Origin of the sequence: Peribacillus aracenensis (assembly GCF_025175645.1) — a bacterium.
GTDB classification, from domain to species: domain Bacteria; phylum Bacillota; class Bacilli; order Bacillales; family DSM-1321; genus Peribacillus; species Peribacillus aracenensis.
Window position 1 is genome coordinate 1 of the sequence record NZ_JANZMJ010000046.1, and the last position, 18,544, is coordinate 18,544.

Annotated in this window: 15 protein-coding genes, 1 pseudogene and 1 riboswitch; of the genes and pseudogenes, 5 read left to right on the forward strand and 11 right to left on the reverse strand. The window is 37.6% G+C overall.

Annotated elements, in window-relative coordinates:
* Nucleotides 1-180: 180 nt before the first annotated feature.
* Nucleotides 181-363 carry a DUF6366 family protein gene (locus N0M92_RS26965; RefSeq protein WP_260288697.1) on the reverse strand — a complete coding sequence of 61 codons (183 nt, stop codon included), beginning with the start codon at nt 361-363 and terminating at the stop codon, nt 181-183.
* A 251-nt stretch (nt 364-614) separates the two neighbouring features.
* Between N0M92_RS26965 and N0M92_RS26970 the strand changes: the two genes are divergently transcribed.
* Nucleotides 615-863: a hypothetical protein gene (locus tag N0M92_RS26970; protein ID WP_201182465.1), complete on the forward strand. Its 249-nt coding sequence runs from the start codon at nt 615-617 to the stop codon at nt 861-863.
* A gap of 424 nt (nt 864-1,287) precedes the next feature.
* Nucleotides 1,288-1,926, forward strand: coding sequence for a DUF4367 domain-containing protein (locus tag N0M92_RS26975; protein ID WP_260288698.1), 639 nt, complete (start codon nt 1,288-1,290; stop codon nt 1,924-1,926).
* 260 nt (nt 1,927-2,186) lie between these two features.
* Here N0M92_RS26975 and N0M92_RS26980 read toward each other — a convergent pair whose 3' ends face one another.
* The 3 genes from N0M92_RS26980 to N0M92_RS26990 form a co-directional block, all read right to left on the reverse strand.
* Complete coding sequence (locus N0M92_RS26980) at nt 2,187-2,435, reverse strand: hypothetical protein (RefSeq protein WP_260288699.1); 249 nt, start codon at nt 2,433-2,435, stop codon at nt 2,187-2,189.
* Between the two features lie 401 nt (nt 2,436-2,836).
* Entirely contained in the window at nt 2,837-3,604 is a 768-nt protein-coding gene (locus tag N0M92_RS26985) for a GNAT family N-acetyltransferase (protein WP_260288700.1), read from the reverse strand.
* A gap of 473 nt (nt 3,605-4,077) precedes the next feature.
* Entirely contained in the window at nt 4,078-4,575 is a 498-nt protein-coding gene (locus tag N0M92_RS26990) for an LURP-one-related/scramblase family protein (protein ID WP_260288701.1), read from the reverse strand.
* Nucleotides 4,576-5,479: 904 nt separating this feature from the next.
* On the opposite strand from N0M92_RS26990, the gene proC reads away from it, so the two are divergent.
* Together proC and N0M92_RS27000 are read left to right on the forward strand one after the other, a co-directional pair.
* Nucleotides 5,480-6,358, forward strand: coding sequence for a pyrroline-5-carboxylate reductase (gene proC / locus N0M92_RS26995; RefSeq protein ID WP_260288702.1), 879 nt, complete (start codon nt 5,480-5,482; stop codon nt 6,356-6,358).
* A 133-nt stretch (nt 6,359-6,491) separates the two neighbouring features.
* Nucleotides 6,492-7,550, forward strand: a complete 1,059-nt coding sequence (locus N0M92_RS27000; RefSeq protein ID WP_260288703.1) for a YkvI family membrane protein — start codon at nt 6,492-6,494, stop codon at nt 7,548-7,550.
* 398 nt (nt 7,551-7,948) lie between these two features.
* A riboswitch (SAM riboswitch) is annotated at nt 7,949-8,059 on the forward strand.
* Between the two features lie 645 nt (nt 8,060-8,704).
* Here N0M92_RS27000 and N0M92_RS27010 read toward each other — a convergent pair.
* Nucleotides 8,705-9,574, reverse strand: coding sequence for a MurR/RpiR family transcriptional regulator (locus N0M92_RS27010; protein ID WP_260288704.1), 870 nt, complete (start codon nt 9,572-9,574; stop codon nt 8,705-8,707).
* A 325-nt stretch (nt 9,575-9,899) separates the two neighbouring features.
* Between N0M92_RS27010 and N0M92_RS27015 the strand changes: the two are divergent.
* Nucleotides 9,900-10,183 (forward strand): annotated as a pseudogene (locus tag N0M92_RS27015) (IS3 family transposase); the annotation flags it as partial.
* A 52-nt stretch (nt 10,184-10,235) separates the two neighbouring features.
* On the opposite strand, the gene N0M92_RS27020 reads toward N0M92_RS27015, so the two are convergent.
* The 6 genes from N0M92_RS27020 to N0M92_RS27045 all read right to left on the reverse strand — a co-directional run bounded on the left by N0M92_RS27020 (nt 10,236) and on the right by N0M92_RS27045 (nt 17,374).
* A complete protein-coding gene (locus N0M92_RS27020) occupies nt 10,236-11,162 on the reverse strand; it encodes a DMT family transporter (protein WP_260288705.1) in 927 nt (308 codons plus the stop codon).
* Between the two features lie 147 nt (nt 11,163-11,309).
* Nucleotides 11,310-11,477, reverse strand: coding sequence for a 3-isopropylmalate dehydratase small subunit (locus tag N0M92_RS27025; protein WP_260288706.1), 168 nt, complete (start codon nt 11,475-11,477; stop codon nt 11,310-11,312).
* Nucleotides 11,478-11,572: 95 nt separating this feature from the next.
* Nucleotides 11,573-12,949, reverse strand: a complete 1,377-nt coding sequence (locus N0M92_RS27030) for an MFS transporter (RefSeq protein WP_260288707.1) — start codon at nt 12,947-12,949, stop codon at nt 11,573-11,575.
* A 460-nt stretch (nt 12,950-13,409) separates the two neighbouring features.
* Nucleotides 13,410-14,801, reverse strand: coding sequence for a flavin monoamine oxidase family protein (locus N0M92_RS27035; RefSeq protein WP_260288708.1), 1,392 nt, complete (start codon nt 14,799-14,801; stop codon nt 13,410-13,412).
* A gap of 44 nt (nt 14,802-14,845) precedes the next feature.
* The gene (gene dapA / locus N0M92_RS27040; protein ID WP_260288709.1) at nt 14,846-15,748 is read right to left on the reverse strand and encodes a 4-hydroxy-tetrahydrodipicolinate synthase; all 903 of its coding nucleotides are present in this window, start codon (nt 15,746-15,748) and stop codon (nt 14,846-14,848) included.
* 132 nt (nt 15,749-15,880) lie between these two features.
* On the reverse strand, nt 15,881-17,374 hold the full coding sequence (locus tag N0M92_RS27045; RefSeq protein WP_260288710.1) for an aldehyde dehydrogenase family protein: 1,494 nt from the start codon (nt 17,372-17,374) through the stop codon (nt 15,881-15,883).
* Nucleotides 17,375-18,544: the final 1,170 nt, after the last annotated feature.

Consider the following 18,544-nt stretch of genomic DNA (forward strand, 5'->3'; position numbering starts at 1 on the left):
CTGCATAGAGTAGTCCTCCTTGTTTGATGCTGGGTCAATGGTCGTTGACACTCATGCATCATACAAGAGGGCTCTTTTTCTTTCAAGACCTCGAACATCCTTCTAACAGGAATGCTGCCCCTTTAGTGCCATAAGAAAAAGGCTGCCACAACAACTCCTGTTATTGAAGTAAACTATCTATTATTTTAAGAATATTGCGTCAATTATAATTACTATGATTAGGATTCCGGTACCCTTCCATCCCAAGCTACCTACTAAATCCGAAAGACCACCACCATGAATGCTCCCCCCCGGATTTCTTTTTAGTTCTTCTTGTCTAAGTCTTTCTCTTCTTCTTTCAGGTGTTTCTTTTTCTCCATTCATTTCATTTTCCTTTTTTTAAGCGTATTTAAGTCGAAGAACTTACTATAAGGTGGTGATTTAAGGCCCTAAGTAAGCCGTATAACAAGTGTTAGCGTTTTACTTAATATAAGCACCAAACTATTAAACGGTCTGTATGACCGAAATACTTGAAATAGGCTTGAAGGTATTCAAACCCTTTTGATAGAACTCCATATAATGCGGAAAAGTATGTATAGGACGGTTTACATCTTAATTGGCAGGAGGACACAACTTTGAAAAAGTTCTTATTATCATTATTAGGTGGAGTAATAATAGGGGGAATTATTTGTTACGTTTTTATGGACTATGAAACATCAAACTATGTAATACAAAATTATAATGGTCAGAAAGAGAAAGAAATTAAAGAATGGGACTTCATGTATCTCTCACAAGCTGGGTTCATAATATTGGCAACAACTCTGTTGATTTATTTTTCTTGGGGCGCTGTAGAAAAACGAGTGGATAAAGATAATAAAATGTAAACATTTTACTTATTTACAATACCTTAACTTTTATTTGTCGTTTTGCGTTAATGTTGTTTTTGTGATTATCAAAATTGATAATCACAAAAACAATTGATTGGGGATGTAAGGAATGAAGGTCTTGAAAAGGCTACTATTCTCGTGTTTAGCAGTGATGTTGTTTTCTTCGCTACTAAGTACGGAAGCGTATGCAGGAGGACAGAAAAATAATTATGTTTATAAGCTTGGTAAAAGTGGTTAATCAGGTACTTTCTCTAAATTACAAAAAATTAGGTCTGGTCTTTATTTCACAGCATGTGGCAAAGTGACATACGACCTCGAGCACATTGTTAATTTTGGAAAATGGGATACCAAGAATTTCAGATGGAATACTTCCTCCTTTAAACTTTCCAATCTTAAAGGTAGAATGACTGGTGGTGTCGCATTGACAGGAAACTACGAGAATACAAAATACAATAAGTTAGATCATAAATACTCTGGTGTTGAACTAAAAAGTGGCACATTCAAGTATTCCTGGAATCGTACGATGCCTTTAGGTCCAAAAAACAAGAACGCTCACTATGATGTAACAACAAAATCTGGCTGGGCAACGCCATCAATCAATTGTAATAACGAAGCAAACGTTGTTTTAGACGTTGGCGGCAGCGCATCATCTCTTGCTTATTTGGATGAGGCAGCAAGTTTTGAAACTTATTCTGACGAAGATATCCCGACTGAATTTACAGAAAAGGCAGAGAGCTTATCTGAGGCTATAGGAGACGATTTTGACGGACAAGTTGAACCATTAGGCAAGGATGTCGTTGTCAGTCACTTCGATAGTGCAAAGAAAGATACTATCATTCTAACCCAACAAAATGATAATCCTATCAGTGTTAATGATGTAGATGACGAGGACTTTTCTAAAGTTGTGGTAGATGATGTTGCATACGAAATAGGCCATTTTAAAAATGCTGCAGATGAAAAAATGAATGTTGTAAAGTTTGAAAAGGACGGAATTTACATGGCGTTAGTTACAAATCAAACGAATGAAGAAGCTCTTAAACTTGCAGAAGAATTGAAGTGAAAATATTATTCGAGAGAGGTTCTATTCATTTAGAACCTCTCTTTGTGGGGACCAGATGTAACACCCATAACAAACAAAAAAAGAGGAATTCTTAATTTCCATACATTTCTTCACCCCATTTAATCAAGGAAATTATTCTGCCCTTTTAGGGGTAGCGTCAGGAAAATGCGGATTTATAACGCTAAGGAAATATTACCTATTAAAAAAGCCGATTTCCAAGTAGGAAATCGACCTAAAATAAATTTATTAAACGTACCTCATTAATTGTTTAAAATATCAAAAATGACTACTAAAATAAAAACAGAAATCAAACTCAACCAGCCTACTTTTTTTGTTACCGATCTCTGAAGGAGTTTGATTTTAGATACAATAAAAAGAACACTAAAAAGTACAGCAATTATACATACTGCTTTAAGCCAAAAAGAAATACCAATTATATCAAGATACGGAGGAAGGAAAGTTAGTACAATAAAAATTGAACTACCAAACGCTACATTTTCCCATTTCAATTGTTTTAACCACCTTATTATTTCTAAGCTTCATTTTCATCTCTATTATAATCGAGTCCTTAATCAGCTATAAACGATTTTTTATCCTATTCTCTTAAAGTCATTATTCAGCAATCTGCCCCGATAGTTCCATAAAGAAAGAGCTGCCTTAAAGACAGCTCCGATCTTCAGCTAACGCACCCGTTAGTTTAAGTACATTCCTTCACAATGTAGTTTGTTAAAGGATAAAGAAGTATCATTCATAAAATCAATTACACTTCATTTTAAATACATCAATTTTTTCGTATATATCATCAGAAACAGTTTCAACATAAGTCCATCCTCTATTATATTGAATTGACCTTGTTCAAAGGGCGATACATATTAATATGTATCGCCCTTTTACTTCATAAGAAAACTCCTTATTCAAATACAACCATTTCTCCGACATCTATAAACCCAAAGCGCTTATAGATATTTTTCCCATCCTCTGATGCTTGTAAGACAACGGGTTTTTGTTTATCTTTTGTTTGAGTAAGAAGGTATTGAAACATTTCACTGCCATATCCTTTACCTCTAGATGTTTCTTTTGTCATAACATCATAAATACCATAACTTTCTTTGCTATCTATTAGTAAAGCAGTAGATACAGTTAATTCACCGACGCGTCCAATAAACATTTGAATTTCTGAACCCAAATTTACTTCAGAAAACTTATTAAAATAATTTTCTAACGCATCTTTTTCTGGTGTACCTTCAAATAGGCTCATAAAAACCTCTTTATATTCCTTAAGTTCTTCAAAATTTCTCACATGAGTAATCATAAGCTGATGGGACTTTCTTTGACCAACATTAAGAGTATTTTCAAGTTTCATCATTACATTACGTTCTGCTTCTTTTAGATTGTATTCTTGCATCAGGTCTTGCCAGCCAGCGTTCAAATACCGGGAGTCAATCCATGTACTAAAGGGATATTCTTTAAGAGACATATTTTCGATGCTACTTCTAATATTAAATGCATTTTTTATATGTGAAGATTTCGGCAAAAGTACATTGAATGTATCAGTGGGTATTTCTGTATTCGCCAAAACGAAATCTTCTTCTTTGATAAGCTTTCCATTAACCGCATGAGTGAATATTCTTATTTTTTCTTCAAGATTGTTTATAACTAATTGCTGATTTGCAATCATTTCTTTGCTCCTTCAAATTAAATTCAGCGCGCGCTCTTTTTTATTATAGGAGCAATTCAATTATAATAAAACAATGTTCACAGTTTCTATATCCTCCCATAATTTTCAGAAAACTTAAAGCGCACTTGTTTATTTACTCCACAATCTGGCCGATTGTTTAAAGAATGACTCGCATTCTTTAAACAACTTTATTATTTTTTAAACAACTTTATTGTAAATTAAACAACTTGATACAAAAATAGTCATAATCAAGGTTCGAATAAGTTACGCTTCTAGAACTAACCTGCCCCTTTAGTTCCATAAAAAAGAGCTGCCTTAAAGACAGCTCCGTTCTTCAGCTAACGCACCTGTTAGTTCAAGGAGAATAATAAATTATTGTGTAGTATCTTGTATAATATTGATAACCAATACTTGTAGTAACATCGCCCTTATTAAACACTAAAGCATTTGTTATATAATTTTACACTTCTACTTTAAATCGACGATGCTGAGGAAGCAGCTGCTTGATCAGCCTTCACACAATCAATTGCAACAACGAGTGCAATAATAATGGTTTCCATCTCTTCATCTATTATTTGAACCTTGTAGCTATCGCCCCAAGTGAACCACTCCTTGCCCACTTTACCTACGATTTTACCATGCTGTAAAACTTGAAAATCCATATCCCACCAATTACCATGTACTTCAATGCCTGCCGCATCAATTGTATATCGTGCTTTAAAGAAGGAAAATTCCTTCTTTATTGTTAATACCTCTCGACCATTCACCTCAACCAAAAACTTTGGTAAAAAGCTGAACACCTTTTTCGTAATGAGTGCTACTTCATCTCTTGCTGTATTCATAATGGAGAAAGTCTTTGGAACTTGCATAAAACTTCCCTCCACGTAATATATATCCTTCTCCTGCTGATCCTTTACTGTAAATTTCCCGCTAAGACTGAACACCTTCTGCTTTATATAAAGCTGCTTCATACTTATGCCTCCCAACCTTAAGTCTTTTACATTACTTACGTTTGAAATGGGCCTTTGTTCCAATCTTATGCATTAAATTCCAAATAATAGTTCCACTCAAAAGCGCCTTCCTTTCATTTCACCACCATTTACCCTTAACTAATTTACCTTTTGTAAAGTCAGCAATTCTTCCCTCGCAATCTGGCCCAATTGTTGAACAACTCCTTATGTGCTCTTGAACTATCCTGACCCTTTAACGATTTAAGGTTGATTGGAGCGCAAGTGCGAGACTCCTGCGGGAGCAGCATCTGGAGGGGAAATCAACCACACCGCTTTACTTGGTAAATAGCAACAAATTATGCGAAAACAGCCTATAAAAAAGTAATTCCCTTTTTTATTTAATTCTTTACTCTTCTCCAATAACTCCTTATTAGGAAGTTGCACAACTTCCAATTTGTTCAATTTTTCTACAAAAGCTTGTATTTCATTAATGTCTGTAATGACCTTTGAAGTTGACTCGGAAGATACCCCGTCCTCATCAACACCTTGCACTAATAAGGTTGTATATTCTTCTTCATGTGCCTCCCCTCAATAAATTAAGGTCAAGTCTTAGATACAATGGGAGAGCGATTATTAAGAAGGCATTTTACTGACAAAAAATACGGACAAAACCTGTAACGACATGAATTGTTTTATTTCGTTTATCTTCCTAAAAAATCCGCAAATACTCCGATTACAGCCGATTATCCCTGATTATATGACCTGACTGGCATGTAAGCACCAAATGATAACGCTTCCCTTCACTATCTCGGCCTTTTCCTTGTGAATGTCCCCTCTTCCCTTGAATCTGAATCTCAGCATGTTACGATAAAAAGGTTGAAAAATACGAACAGAATTACGAACATTGAACTTTTAGGAGGGCATAATGTTGAGAGATAAAACTGTTGCATTTTTAGGAGCCGGTTCGATGGCAGAGTCGATGATTTCAGGAATTGTGCAGATGGGGAGCATACCAGCAGAGAGAATTTATGTGACAAATCGCCGCAATCAATTACGACTCAAGGAAATGAATCACGTGTATGGCGTTCAGGCGGTCCATCAGGATGCATTGCCATATGAAGAAGTTGATTTCTTTATTTTGGCAATGAAGCCCCAGGGAGCAGCAGATGCTCTCGATGCATTGAAAGATAAAATAAAAGTGGATCAAGTTGTGATTTCTGTTTTAGCGGGCATTTCCACTGAATTCATGGAAAGTCATCTACAGCTTGGACAGCAAGTTGTGCGGTTGATGCCAAATACGTCGAGCATGATCCGGGAGTCGGCAACTGCGTTATGTCCGGGAAGACATACAGCGATGGACAATGTGATAGCAGTGAAGGAACTGTTTGGCTGTTTGGGAAAAGTGTTCTTAATTGAAGAAGAGCAAATGGATATTTTTACAGGAATTGCAGGAAGCGGACCTGCTTACTTCTATTATTTAATGGAGCATATGGAATATGCCGGCGTTAAAAAGGGCATGGATGAAGCGATGGTCCGTGAGATTGTCGCCCAAACGATTTTAGGGGCAGCCAAGATGATTATGGTGAACGACGAGGCACCGGCAAGTCTCAGAGAAAAAGTCACTTCACCAAATGGAACGACAGCATCCGGACTTGAGGCTTTACGGAAAAATAATGGCGGCAGAGCCATTTCACAGGCGATTCATCATGCAGCGAAACGTTCGAAAGAGCTGAATGAAGAGATGGCAGTAGCGTACAGGAAATCGACTATTCCCCGAGAGTATTGTGGCACTTCAGTACCATAAGAGGAGGTGTCCAAGTTAACTATCACCATGGATCCTCCTTAGTAAAATATATGTATCAAAAGATATGGTTATAAAATGATAATCCTATCAAATAGTTAGAATAAATAAAAACGTAAGAAAAACGGAGGACAACATGAAGAGAATCCTTAAGATCGCTAGTGCTTTTATCGGAATTCTTATCGGAGCAGGGTTCGCCTCAGGACAAGAAACCATGTTTTATTTTGTAAGCTTCGGGAAATTGGGCACAATTGGAGCTATCATTTCAGTCGCTATTTTTGGATACCTTGGAATGATTTTGATGAAGCTTGGCAGTCGTACACAAACAGATTCGCATCAGGAAGCAATTTATAAGATTTGTGGTCGCTTTCTCGGCGGTATCATTGATTATGTTCTGAACGCCATCCTAATTGGTATAGGAATTGTCATGATTGCGGGGTCAGGCTCGATCTTTGATCAGCAATTCGGATTACCTTCCTATATAGGCACCATTCTTATGACTGTTCTTGTTTTGATAACAGTTATGCTGAAAGTTGACCGTGTGATTAAGGTAATTGCATCCGTCACACCATTTCTGATTCTTGTCGTACTCTTTCTATTTATTTATAGTATGTTTACAATGAATTCATCGTTTACGTCACTTGAACCACATGCAATGGAACAAAATTCAGCTGCGGGACATTGGCTTATATCTGTAATAAACTATATTTCAATAACCATTGCAATGGGGGCTTCCATGACACTTGTTATGGGTGGAAATGAACCTGATGAAAGGATAGCATCCATTGGAGGACTTATAGGAGGGCTTGCTTTAGGTCTACTTGTTTTGATTAGTCACCTTACTATTTTCTCACATATTCATACTGTATCGGACTTAGATATGCCAATGCTGGGAATCGCAAACAGTTTTTCACCTCTCTTAGGTATTCTGTACTCTCTCGTTCTGTTCGCTATGATTTTCAATACGGCAGTCAGCATGTTCTACTCATTTGGAACACGCTTTTCAAATCCGCAGACCACAAAATTTAAAGTAATCGTTATTTCATCACTGTTGATAGGATTTATAGCAAGCTTCTTTGGCTTCACTAAACTTGTTTCCTCTCTCTATCCAATCTTTGGCTATATGGGAATTGTTCTTATTATCGTTCTCATCATTACTCCATTCCGAATGAGTCGATTAACGAAAGAAAATTAAATGGAAAAACTATAAGGTTACACAGCTATTGTTTTTGGATGTAGCTTTCTATAAATTATAGGATAATCCTTTTCGTCATATTTCTCTTGAGTTATTGAAAATCGGGCATCAATTCCCTTTTTATTTCCACGAGCATCAAGCCTTTTTCAATTATTAAGTGAATAACGATTATGGCTAATGATGCATACAAGAAAAAGGATTGCAGTAAGATGCGGGGATACTTCCTCTACGATAGCTTTTATTAATGTCCATATAAAACTATCTCCAAAAATGAAAAATAAAATTACAAATAAGAAATCCAATGTATACATTCCTTTCGAAAAATAAACTACTGAACTTTGCCTCACCACATTCACGCTGAATTTAAAATAATGTGGTTAATTGAATATAATGTTTGACTCTTATCAAGAGAGGTGGAGGGACTGTGCCCTGTGAAGCCCGGCAACCATCAGTTAATTAACTGAAATGGTGCCAATTCCTGCAAAGCAATGTGCTTTGGAAGATGAGAGAAAGGATTGAGGATTGTTTAACCAACCTTTCTACTCATGTGTAGAAAGGTTTTTAATTGAGCTTCGATTGAAATTTTTTTATTCTAACGTGCCCAGTCAATTCAATTAGAAAAAGGCTACCGCAGCATTGTTATTGTTTATATAATAGTTCTTTAATTTCAGACAAAATAAAAAGCATTCCACATTACAGCGAAATGCTCTATAACTTTAAATGATTCAAGCTCTGTTACTATTTATCTTTTATGGGGATTCTAATAATAAACATACTTCCCTTACCTATTTCACTGGAAACTAGAATAGCTCCCTGGTGGCTCTCCACAATTCACTTTGCAAGGCGCGAGTCGAAGCCCACCGGCTTGCCGCGTCCTAGCTTTATCGGCCCGGTAAAAACGTTCAAAAATCCGCTCATGATCTTCTGTATTGATTCCATCAAGAACGAAATGAAACAAAACTAAAACTGTATTTAAAGACACTAACATATTGTCCAAGACTTCATAAGACTGGCTATCATGATCTTTTCATCCTCAATAGATTAATTAATGGCATTCAAATAGCCGCCTATTGATGTTCGATAGATGACAGCTGCCAGTTAAAATTTATCTTGTACCCCATATTACATTGAATAAAATAATTGTTTTTCTAGCTTTAATAAGTAAACGTTATATTCTTTTCTATAAGTGTTTTTTCAAGTCTTTTCAACTTTTTAATCGATTCTTCTGATGACCGTTTACCAATTTCAATTACCAATGCATCTATCAATGCAATAATAGGTATTACTGAAAATTGTTCTTCACTAACCTCTACTTTCAACGTGACAGACGCATATGAAATAATTGGACATGAGATATGATCTGTTATCAATATAATTTTATTGCCTAGTTCATAGGTCAGCTTAACTGCTTCGATAATACGATTAGTGTAGGGTTCGAATGCAAAAACCACTAAAGTTTCGTCCTTTTCAAATTGCAAGATCCTGTCATAAATCACTTCCGTATCATGTCCGAGCTGCCTTATCTTAGGATAGAATTCCCCAAGCAACAGTTCGAAATATAATGCAGTTGCTTTATACGGTCGAGTACCCAAAACATTGATATAACTTGATTTTTCTAAGCAATCAACTGCATTTTCGAAATTTTCCATTAAAGTAGAATCCAATGATTTGTCTAATAAATTGACTGATTCTTTCCAAACTTGCACTAAAGTCGGAACCTTCCCTCCTTCTTTTTTTATTTCTGTAAAAGACTTCTTCAATGTCCATTTTGAGACGGAAGGCACCGATTCATCATAGATATCCTTTCGTAAATCATTAAAATGTTCATATCCTAAGGCTTCTATCGTACGCACCACGGTTGAAATTCCAACATTGGCATTATTGGCAAGCTCTTTAATTGTTATCAATCCTATTGACTGATGATTTTTTAGTATATAATCGCATAACTGTCTTTGTTTTTTTGGTAAAGAATCTTTAATATCAACAATTTTATTAATCGTTGTTGTTTGATTATATAAGCTCATTAAAATCCCCTTTCACCTCAATATGTCCGTCAAAATTGATTCACCTTGGGTCCATTATATCTTATATTCAAGAAAATGGCCGGATTCAAAAAGGACACCCTGAATGGCGCCGGTTCGTATTATAAGGTTAATCAGTTCGCCTGATCAGCCTATTTTTTATAGGTTAGGGCAGTCGGGGGACTGGATCTGTATATGGGAAAATTATAGGGGTTCTTACGGGATTTTGGGAGGAGGCATTTGGTTATTAGTCTAATATAATAGCCAAAGGTGTTTGTTTTTTTATCCTTAACTCCAAAATGCTTCATGCCTTTAGCGGCCGGAGTTGAAAGATTCCCCCATTCTTCATTCAGATCAAGGATGGGATTACCAAATGATATCTTATAGGTTCTTACTCAAAATGCGCCCCCAAAAGGAAATGGTTTAGATACTATGGAAAACTTCTTTGGCTTACTAAATCTGCATTACTTTTATTTACAGAAGTTCGACAGCATGGTGCATTTCAAAGAATCAGAAGATCATATTCATTACTACAATCACAGGCGAATCAAAGAGAAATTAAAAGGCATGATCCCGGTGCATTACCGGGTTCATGCCTTCGAGGCTGCCTAATTAAATAATAAGTAAGAAATGGAGGGTTTAAATACGCTTTATGTACAAAGAATCATCGTTCCAGTCCATCATTGTATACAAAAGCTTTCTTAACCTTAGACCGTCCCCCTGCGACAAGGATTGCTGAGTACAAAACCAATGCGATCCCTAACACCTGCCATCCCCGCAGATGCTCCCCAAGAAAAAGCACTCCAGTTACTACTGCAACGATGGGTTCTATCGTTGCTAAAATGGAAGCCTTGCTGGCTTCTAAATACTTTAGTCCTGAAGTGTACAAAACAAAAGCTGCAACCGTTGATACTAACGCTAACAACACCGCTGACATCCAAACATCCGCATATTGAAATTGATCAGTCTTTCTTATTATGTCACTTGTCAATAACATGAAAATGCTCGTATAAAAAAATGTGTACGTGGTAATGGTCAATGCAGAATACCGTTTCGTTACAGGTTTACTGAACATACTGTACAACGCATAACAAAATCCAGATAAAATCCCCATTAACAAGGTATTCATAGGTATACTTTCTTGTCCAAATGGCACTAGACCTACGACAAATGCACAACCTGTAATAGCAAGTACAAGTGCCCAGCCTTTACGAATCGTCAAAGGCTCTTTAAAAAAGAGCCGAGATAGGATGGTTACAAACAAGGGACCTGTATATAAAAGTGTTACAGCAAGGGATAAACTCGATTGGGAAAAAACTTCAAAGTAAAAAAAATTAAATAAGGCGATACTAAAGATTCCCGCACCAGCGAAAAAAATATGATCTTTTAATCTGGTACGTAGCTGATCACGATAAAAAACTGCCATAATTAGAATTAAGATAACAAAGGTAAAGATACCCCTAATGGCAACCACATCCCAAGCCGTGAAGCCGCGAGCATACAACGGAGCAATAAATAAACCAATAAGTCCCCAACATACCGCACCAGCAATTGTAATGAAGTAAACTTTCAGGCCCGACAATTTTTTCATATCATTCACCTCCTATTCAGTTGTACGCTAATTTAAGTCATCAAAATATTGAACTCCCATTTAGTGTAATACATCCGCTTGAAGCAAGACAACATTTGAATCTTCTGGAGTTCCGCCCCATAAATAGAACGTCAAATATACAGCCACCTATCCGTCTAGGCGGAAGATGACTAGTGGTTTTAATAAATCTAAAGGCATGGCTAAAATTCCATATGTAAATCTTTCCCCATAAAGGGAATGATGCCGGCCAGTCACTTTGCCACTAGCCAGGTCAAACCCTCTCCAGAAACTCAACATCTCATTGGTTTTTGCCATTTCCCCCTCGGTTTCACCCCCTACCAACACTTTTCCTGCAAGACAATAATTTTAATTAACTCTTGTTTCTGCTGTTCTAGGAAGTTCTCCCTTTTCTAATTAATGTATTTTTTCGATGCGAAGCTGTCTTGTCTTTTGTTTCCGGCTTTGTTGATGGAGCTGGTTTGCGTTAAACTCATATTCTTTGTTTCCGGAGCCATGAAGAGAGAAACTAAAAATCCAATAAAAAACAAAGCCCCACAAATATACAACGTAGCTGCCAATCCATAATTCTCCAAAATGAACGGGAAGAAAAACGTACCAATGGCAGAGGCGATACGTGTTACTCCTGTGATAAAGCCCATTGCTGTACCCCGCATATGGGTTGGAAAAAGCTCGTTCGGATAGATCCAATCATGAGCTCCCATCGCAGTATTGAACGTTCCATATATTATGAAGAGAACCAGGATAAAAACAAACGATGTATTCATTCCAGAGGTTGCTCCCAGTACGAATAAAGAGATGGAAGATACTAAAAACGGAACAATAAGTGTAGGTCTTCTTCCGAACTTTTCGATTAAATAAAGGGCAGGAAGCAAGCCGACAAGATAGACGATATTAATGACTGCCGATCCCAGATATTCCCTCGTCCCATTAGCAAAACCAAATTGTGCAAGGATCTCAGGGATATAGGTTCCTATTCCAAAGGTTGGAATAACTTGAAGCGACCAGAAAGCAGACACGAAAAATATCCATTTTCCATAACCATTTCGAAACATTTCGAGAAAGGTGGTTTTCTCCTTGGTCTCTGGTTCATTTGACATGATGACATGATCCCCGAATATTTTCCGAACAATAGCGTTCGCTTCTTTTTGTCTTCCTTTGCTAGCCAGCCAAAGAGGGGATTCTGGCATATTTAAACGTGCGATAAGCATGAGGATTACTGGAACAGCACTGCTTAAAAGCATCCATCTCCAGCTCGTGTCACCTACGGACAGCAATAAGAAACCGACCAAATAGGATATGGCGTAACCGACATACCAGAGTCCATTAAGCCCTCCAAGCAAGGAACCACGACTTTTTTTCGGAGAAAATTCGGCCATCAAGGCTCCTGCAATTGGGTAATCTGCCCCGATTGCAACACCTAAAATAAATCGTAAAATGACTAACTGAATGGGGTCGTTGATAAAAAACTGAAGGATTGACACAATAGCCATGATAAGCATATCGATGAGAAACATTTTCTTCCGGCCAATAAGGTCTGTTAGATAGCCCCCTATTACTCCGCCAGCAAACATACCCGCAAGAGTTGCCATCCCAATCAACCCCATCATGGTTAAAGACATATCGAATTGGGACTGCATGGCAGAAAGTGCTACCGCAATAATTCCGATAATATACCCATCAATGAATGTACTCCCACTGGCGTAGGCAAACATTTTAAAATGGAAGCCACTTAAAGGAAGCTCTTCCATTGTCCGGACTTTACTCATAAATTCCCTCCCAATTATTAAAGATATTTTATTTCGATTCATCTATCTGTTCCTACTAGCGAAATATTGCCTTTGTCATAAAGATATTTTGCGGATCACTTTCCGGCATGTATTATCCTTCATAAAAGTGATTGAAAGGGCTACCTAAGTATTGTAAGACTGGATTTAACAACGACCTTTTTCTGTCCATACTGCTCCTAAAAGAATGGATAAAGAAGTGGATGCATTTAAAATGGTTAAATATTTATAATATCTTCAATTGACAATTTCCGAGTATGCCAAGAAGTGTAACCAGGACGGGGCTTCCCGGGAATACGCACCGGGAAAGACTCCTTTTCTGTCTCAAGAGCAAGAAAAGGAACTCCGGCGAATGAACGAATGCAGCGCTTGCTGAAATGACGAAGATTTGGCTGTAATTTCAAAATGAGTTTAACTGATCCTCTCAACAAAACCATGGTAATTAATTAGAAACTACAGTCTTGAATTTCTGCTCCTTTTGGGATGCAGGAAGCTCGAAATCCAGGAAGCTATTAATACCCTGGGCTGCAGTGAATCCTGTTTGAATAGCTGTTTCAGTATAATAGGAGCCTAAATAATCACCTGCTAAGAACAATCTACCAGCAGATTTTGTTAAAACTGGTTGTATTTCTGCACGACCTGGGAAAATATAAGCTGATCCGAATGGAAATTTTTCTACGTGAGCCTCCACTACATGATCACTAAAACCAGGAAATATTTCATTTAAATCTTTCAAATATATTTGAATAATATCCTCATCAGACTTATCAATTAACCGCCGCCCACTTTCCCCCGGTGAAAATGTCATAAGACTACTACCTGGCTGTCTCTCAGTTTCAATTGAACGGACTAGATTAGATTGATGAAGAATAATGTCAAATGACCTTTTAGGCGTAGCAAAAGAATATACATTATCCCAAACTTGAGGTCCTGTTTCATTTGTTAAAAATGCTGCACTAACATGTGGACCATATTTAACCTTACCAAGAGCGTCTGCGATTTCCGGGTCAATGTTTTTTGCTATTTTTTTTGTGATTGTGGCAGGAGTAGCGAGGACTGCATAACGTGCTTCCACCACATGCTTCACGCCATTTTGAGTATAGTGTACGACAACAGAGTCTTCCTTCTGAAGAACTTCTGAAACCTTTGCATGTAGTTGAGCCCGTTCACCTAATGTTGTTGCAATCGTGTTCGTAAGCGTTGATGCTCCCCCAACAATATTTCTCCCTAACCCATCATCTTTGTTCCATACAGTGTGGAAATATCCTACACCTGATCCTGCAGTCATTGTCTCAGGACTGCCAGTCGAACGGCTAACTGTAGGTCTAAAAATTGCATCTGCATCTGGTGGTAATTTACCAGTAAATTCGGCAAAGGTTTGATCACCCATAAATTCTAAAATTCGTTGTTGTCGAACTCTATAGTCCTCTCCCGGACGTTTTTTTGCTACTTTGCCATACTTGATAACAGCTGCACGCACTTTAGCACCTGCACGTATCATTGCAAATCTAGCTTTCCATGCCATAGGGGCCCTAAATGGATACATTTCAACTGGACCATCTAAAAGCAACTTCCCATTCAAAGACATTGCAGTTAAAATTCCTGGTACAGGTAATGCAGTTATTCCTACAGATTGAAATAATTCATCTGTAGCTGAACCAGCTCCAGCATATAAATGTCCGCCCCAATTTAACCAATAATCTCCTCGGCGTTCAGATCGTACACGCCCACCAATACGATCATCGGATTCTAAAAGTAAAATATCATGGTGTTTAAGGCGCCAGGCAGCAGACAAACCAGCAAGTCCACCGCCTATTATAATTACATCTTTCATTGGATTTCCTCCCATCTTCAGTATTTATCATTCTCCTCATTCAATTAATGTTGTTTCAATCTTAGTTCCCCTAATTCATTTAATACTGTTTCAATTTTTGACTTGAACGTTTCGGAAGCAGGCACTAACGGTAATCTACTTGATCCTCCTGGTAATCCTAGTGCTTCCAAGCCTGCCTTTACTGTTCCTGGAATCGTTTCTTCTTCAATAACATTATATAAATCTAGCAATTCCTGATTTAATTTAGTTGCTTCTTTTAAGTTGTTTTCATTTACGATCAAATCATATAGTTTTGCTATTTTTTTCGGAGCCAAGTTGTGGACTACTCCAATAGCACCATGTCCCCCTAATGCCAATGTAGGTAAGATTAAATGTTCAAATCCAGTAAGTACCGCAAAGTTCGGATTGGCTTTTGTCAATGCAATAAGCTTAGAGGTATGCTGTCCATCAGCAGTATTTTTAATACCGACAATTCCATCTATATGACTTATTTCATTAATCAATTCTGGATCAAGTTCAACGCCTGTAGCATCTGGATAATGATAGATTACAATTCCAATGCTAGAGTTTTCCGCTACTGCCTTGTAATGATCAATGATTCCTTGTCTACTGGTTGTCATATAATAAGGATTAATGACCAAAGCACAATCTGCACCAACTTCGGCTGCGTATTTAGTAAGTTCAATTGTATCTTCTGTTCGATGACATCCTGTACCCGCCATAACAGGTAATCTACCGTTTGATGTTTCACACACAAATTTAATTACTTTTTTTCGTTCTTCCATGCTCATTAGTGAGTATTCTCCAGTACTTCCTCCAACTAAAAGACAGTTCATTCCTCCATCTACCAAATGTTCTATTAGCTGTTCAAGCCCTTTAAAATCAATACTTTTATCCTCATTCATAGGTGTTGGCAAAGCTGGAATCATTCCAAAAGGTTTATACATAATTATCCTCCTCATAAATGTTAATAAAATAGAATTTCTACCAATAGATGCTTGATAAAATACATGGAAAGACTACTTCTATCTAATAGGTGTGCAGCTATTACGGACTTACATGATTTAAAATTTCACAGTCTACTTTTGTTTAATATTCACATATACACTTTTCACTTCCGTGTAGTTTTCTAAGCCATACTCTCCGCCCATTTCACGTCCAATGCCAGATTGTTTGTAACCGCCGAACGGCATTGACTCCCATTCAAGACCAACATCATTAATCCAAACTGTACCGGCTTGTAGTTTACGGGAAATATAGTGACCGGTTTTGATATTTTCTGTCCAAATACTGGCTGCTAAACCATAATCACTATCATTTGCTCTTTTAATAACTTCTTCAACAGTATCAAAAACCAAAACCGACATTACTGGACCAAAGATTTCTTCACGCGCTATGACCATGTCATCTTCTACATCCGCAAAAATCGCTGGTTGAACAAAATAGCCTTTATTAAATGCTTTTTCGTCTCCCGTAACAAGACGTGCGCCTTCTCTTTTTCCTTGCTCGATGTAGCCAAGAACAGTTTGTTGCTGTTTTGCTGAGACGAGGGGACCCATATCTGTTTCCGGATCCATCCCTGGGCCCAGTTTCAACATGCTCACACGTTCTGCCAATGCCTGCACTACCTGTTCGTAATGTTTACGATGAACATAGATACGTGTACAAGCACTACAGTTTTGTCCATGGTTGTACATCGTTCCATTGAATGCCCCTTCAATCGCTTCTTCTAGGTTGGCGTCCTCTAGGATGATTGCTGGTGATTTACCACCTAGTTCGAGCGTGACTCCTTTAATTTGATCTGCAGCTTTCTTCATGACTTCTTTTCCGACAGCTGTTGATCCAGTGAACGACAATTTGTCCACCATTTTATGTGTGATAATTGCTTCTCCAGCAACTCTACCGGAGCCGGGAGTGATGTTAACAACGCCGTCTGGAAAACCAGCTTCTTTGAACAGTTTTGCTATATAGAGTAGAGAAAGCGGTGTTTCACTTGCTGGTTTAATAACCACTGTACAACCAACAGCCAGAGCCGATCCCAGCTTCCAAGCAGCCATCAAAAGAGGAAAGTTCCAAGGAATAATCTGGCCTACAACCCCAACAGGTTCATGCACAGTGTAATTCACATATTCCGGCGATACTTGTGTCGTTTTTCCTTGGATTTTCGTTGCGAAACCAGAGTAATACCTGAAGTGCTGGATTGACCCATCAACATCATCTGTTAATGCGACTTTATATGGCTTACCGTTATCAAGTGACTCAAGTTGTGCAAGCTCTTCCCGGTTTTCCTCCAAAAGTTCTGCGAACTTATAAAGAAGATGCGATCGTGTAGCCGCTTTCATTTCTGACCATTCACCTTCATCGAATGCTTTTCTTGCAGCTCTTACTGCAATATCGATATCTTCTGTTTGTGCTTCGCTAACTTGTGCAATCACTTCTTCATTAGCAGGGTTAATGACATCAAATGTTACTCCACTAACCGCTGGTACATATTCTCCATTAATATAAAGACCGATAAATCCTTCCAAGAATTTTTTTACTTTCGGCTTTAAATTGTGATCAATTGCCTCCATTTTATTTACCTCTCCTTTTAGTTTTAAAATTTTCTGTTTTAAAACGATAAATAACTGAATTTTTCAAATTATTTATTAAAACAAATCTTACCAACAAAACGAATGATTGTAAATCACTTTTTTAAAAAGGGAATATATTTATTCATTTTTACATTCGGGTATAGGAGAACCAAGGTTACTGTGGAAAAGGTGTGCAGCATATGAAAAAATAGTTTGCTTTTAAATCCATTATTTTTTTAGAATAATACCTGGTTCACTTTGTTTTATATAGCCATTTAAAGTCCTTATTGCACTAAACCGAACCGATAGTTGCATATAGAAAGAGCCTCCTTAAAGACAGCTCCGATCTCCATTAATGCCGTTCAATAACATTTGAATTAATAAATATATCTAAAATCCTTACATACTGATACTCCTCAGGGCTTCCCCAAATTATGCGCACAATCAAAGTAGATCACTATTACCACTATTCAATGTCCCTGACCATCAACAACTATGGGCTTCAACTTGAAAAGACTATAGTAGGTTGTTCCCCCCATCGCCTGGAACTATATGTACATCTTTCGTTGAAAGTGGATTGTATGAAGTTTCCCTTTCAACAAAGAAAAAAGCCCCCCACACTGTGGGGGCCTTCAACTTTAAAGATATACACATGTTAGGTGAGCACTCATTTATGAATCCTTGTTAAACCCCTCTATTAAGGGATTTAGCGGATCATGCCGCCCATTCATTAAGATAAATAATAATAAAAAAGAGGTTTTAATAAAAAGGCTGTTTTCGCATACTTTGTTGCTATTTACCAAGTAGTGAGATGTGGTTGATTTCCCCTCCAGATGCTCGCTTTCCGCGGGGCGGGCGGTGAGCCTCCTCGGCGTAAACGCCTGTCGGGTCTCACCTGTCCTGCTGCTCCGCAGGAGTCTCGCACTTCCGCTCCAATCAACCTAAAATCGTTTCATTTTAAAAACAACAATCTTTACGAAAAGAGCCAATAAAAAAGAGAAAAAGACTTGAGCAAAATTATGAGCATTTTCATAATCAGGGTAAGGAACTTTTCCTTATCTTGTGATCCATATTAAAAGCTTTTTGTAAGGACTTAACTAAAATATGTCCATGAAACTATACTAACTCCATTATGTTGATCGAGTATCGAGTGCATGACTTATACTCAAA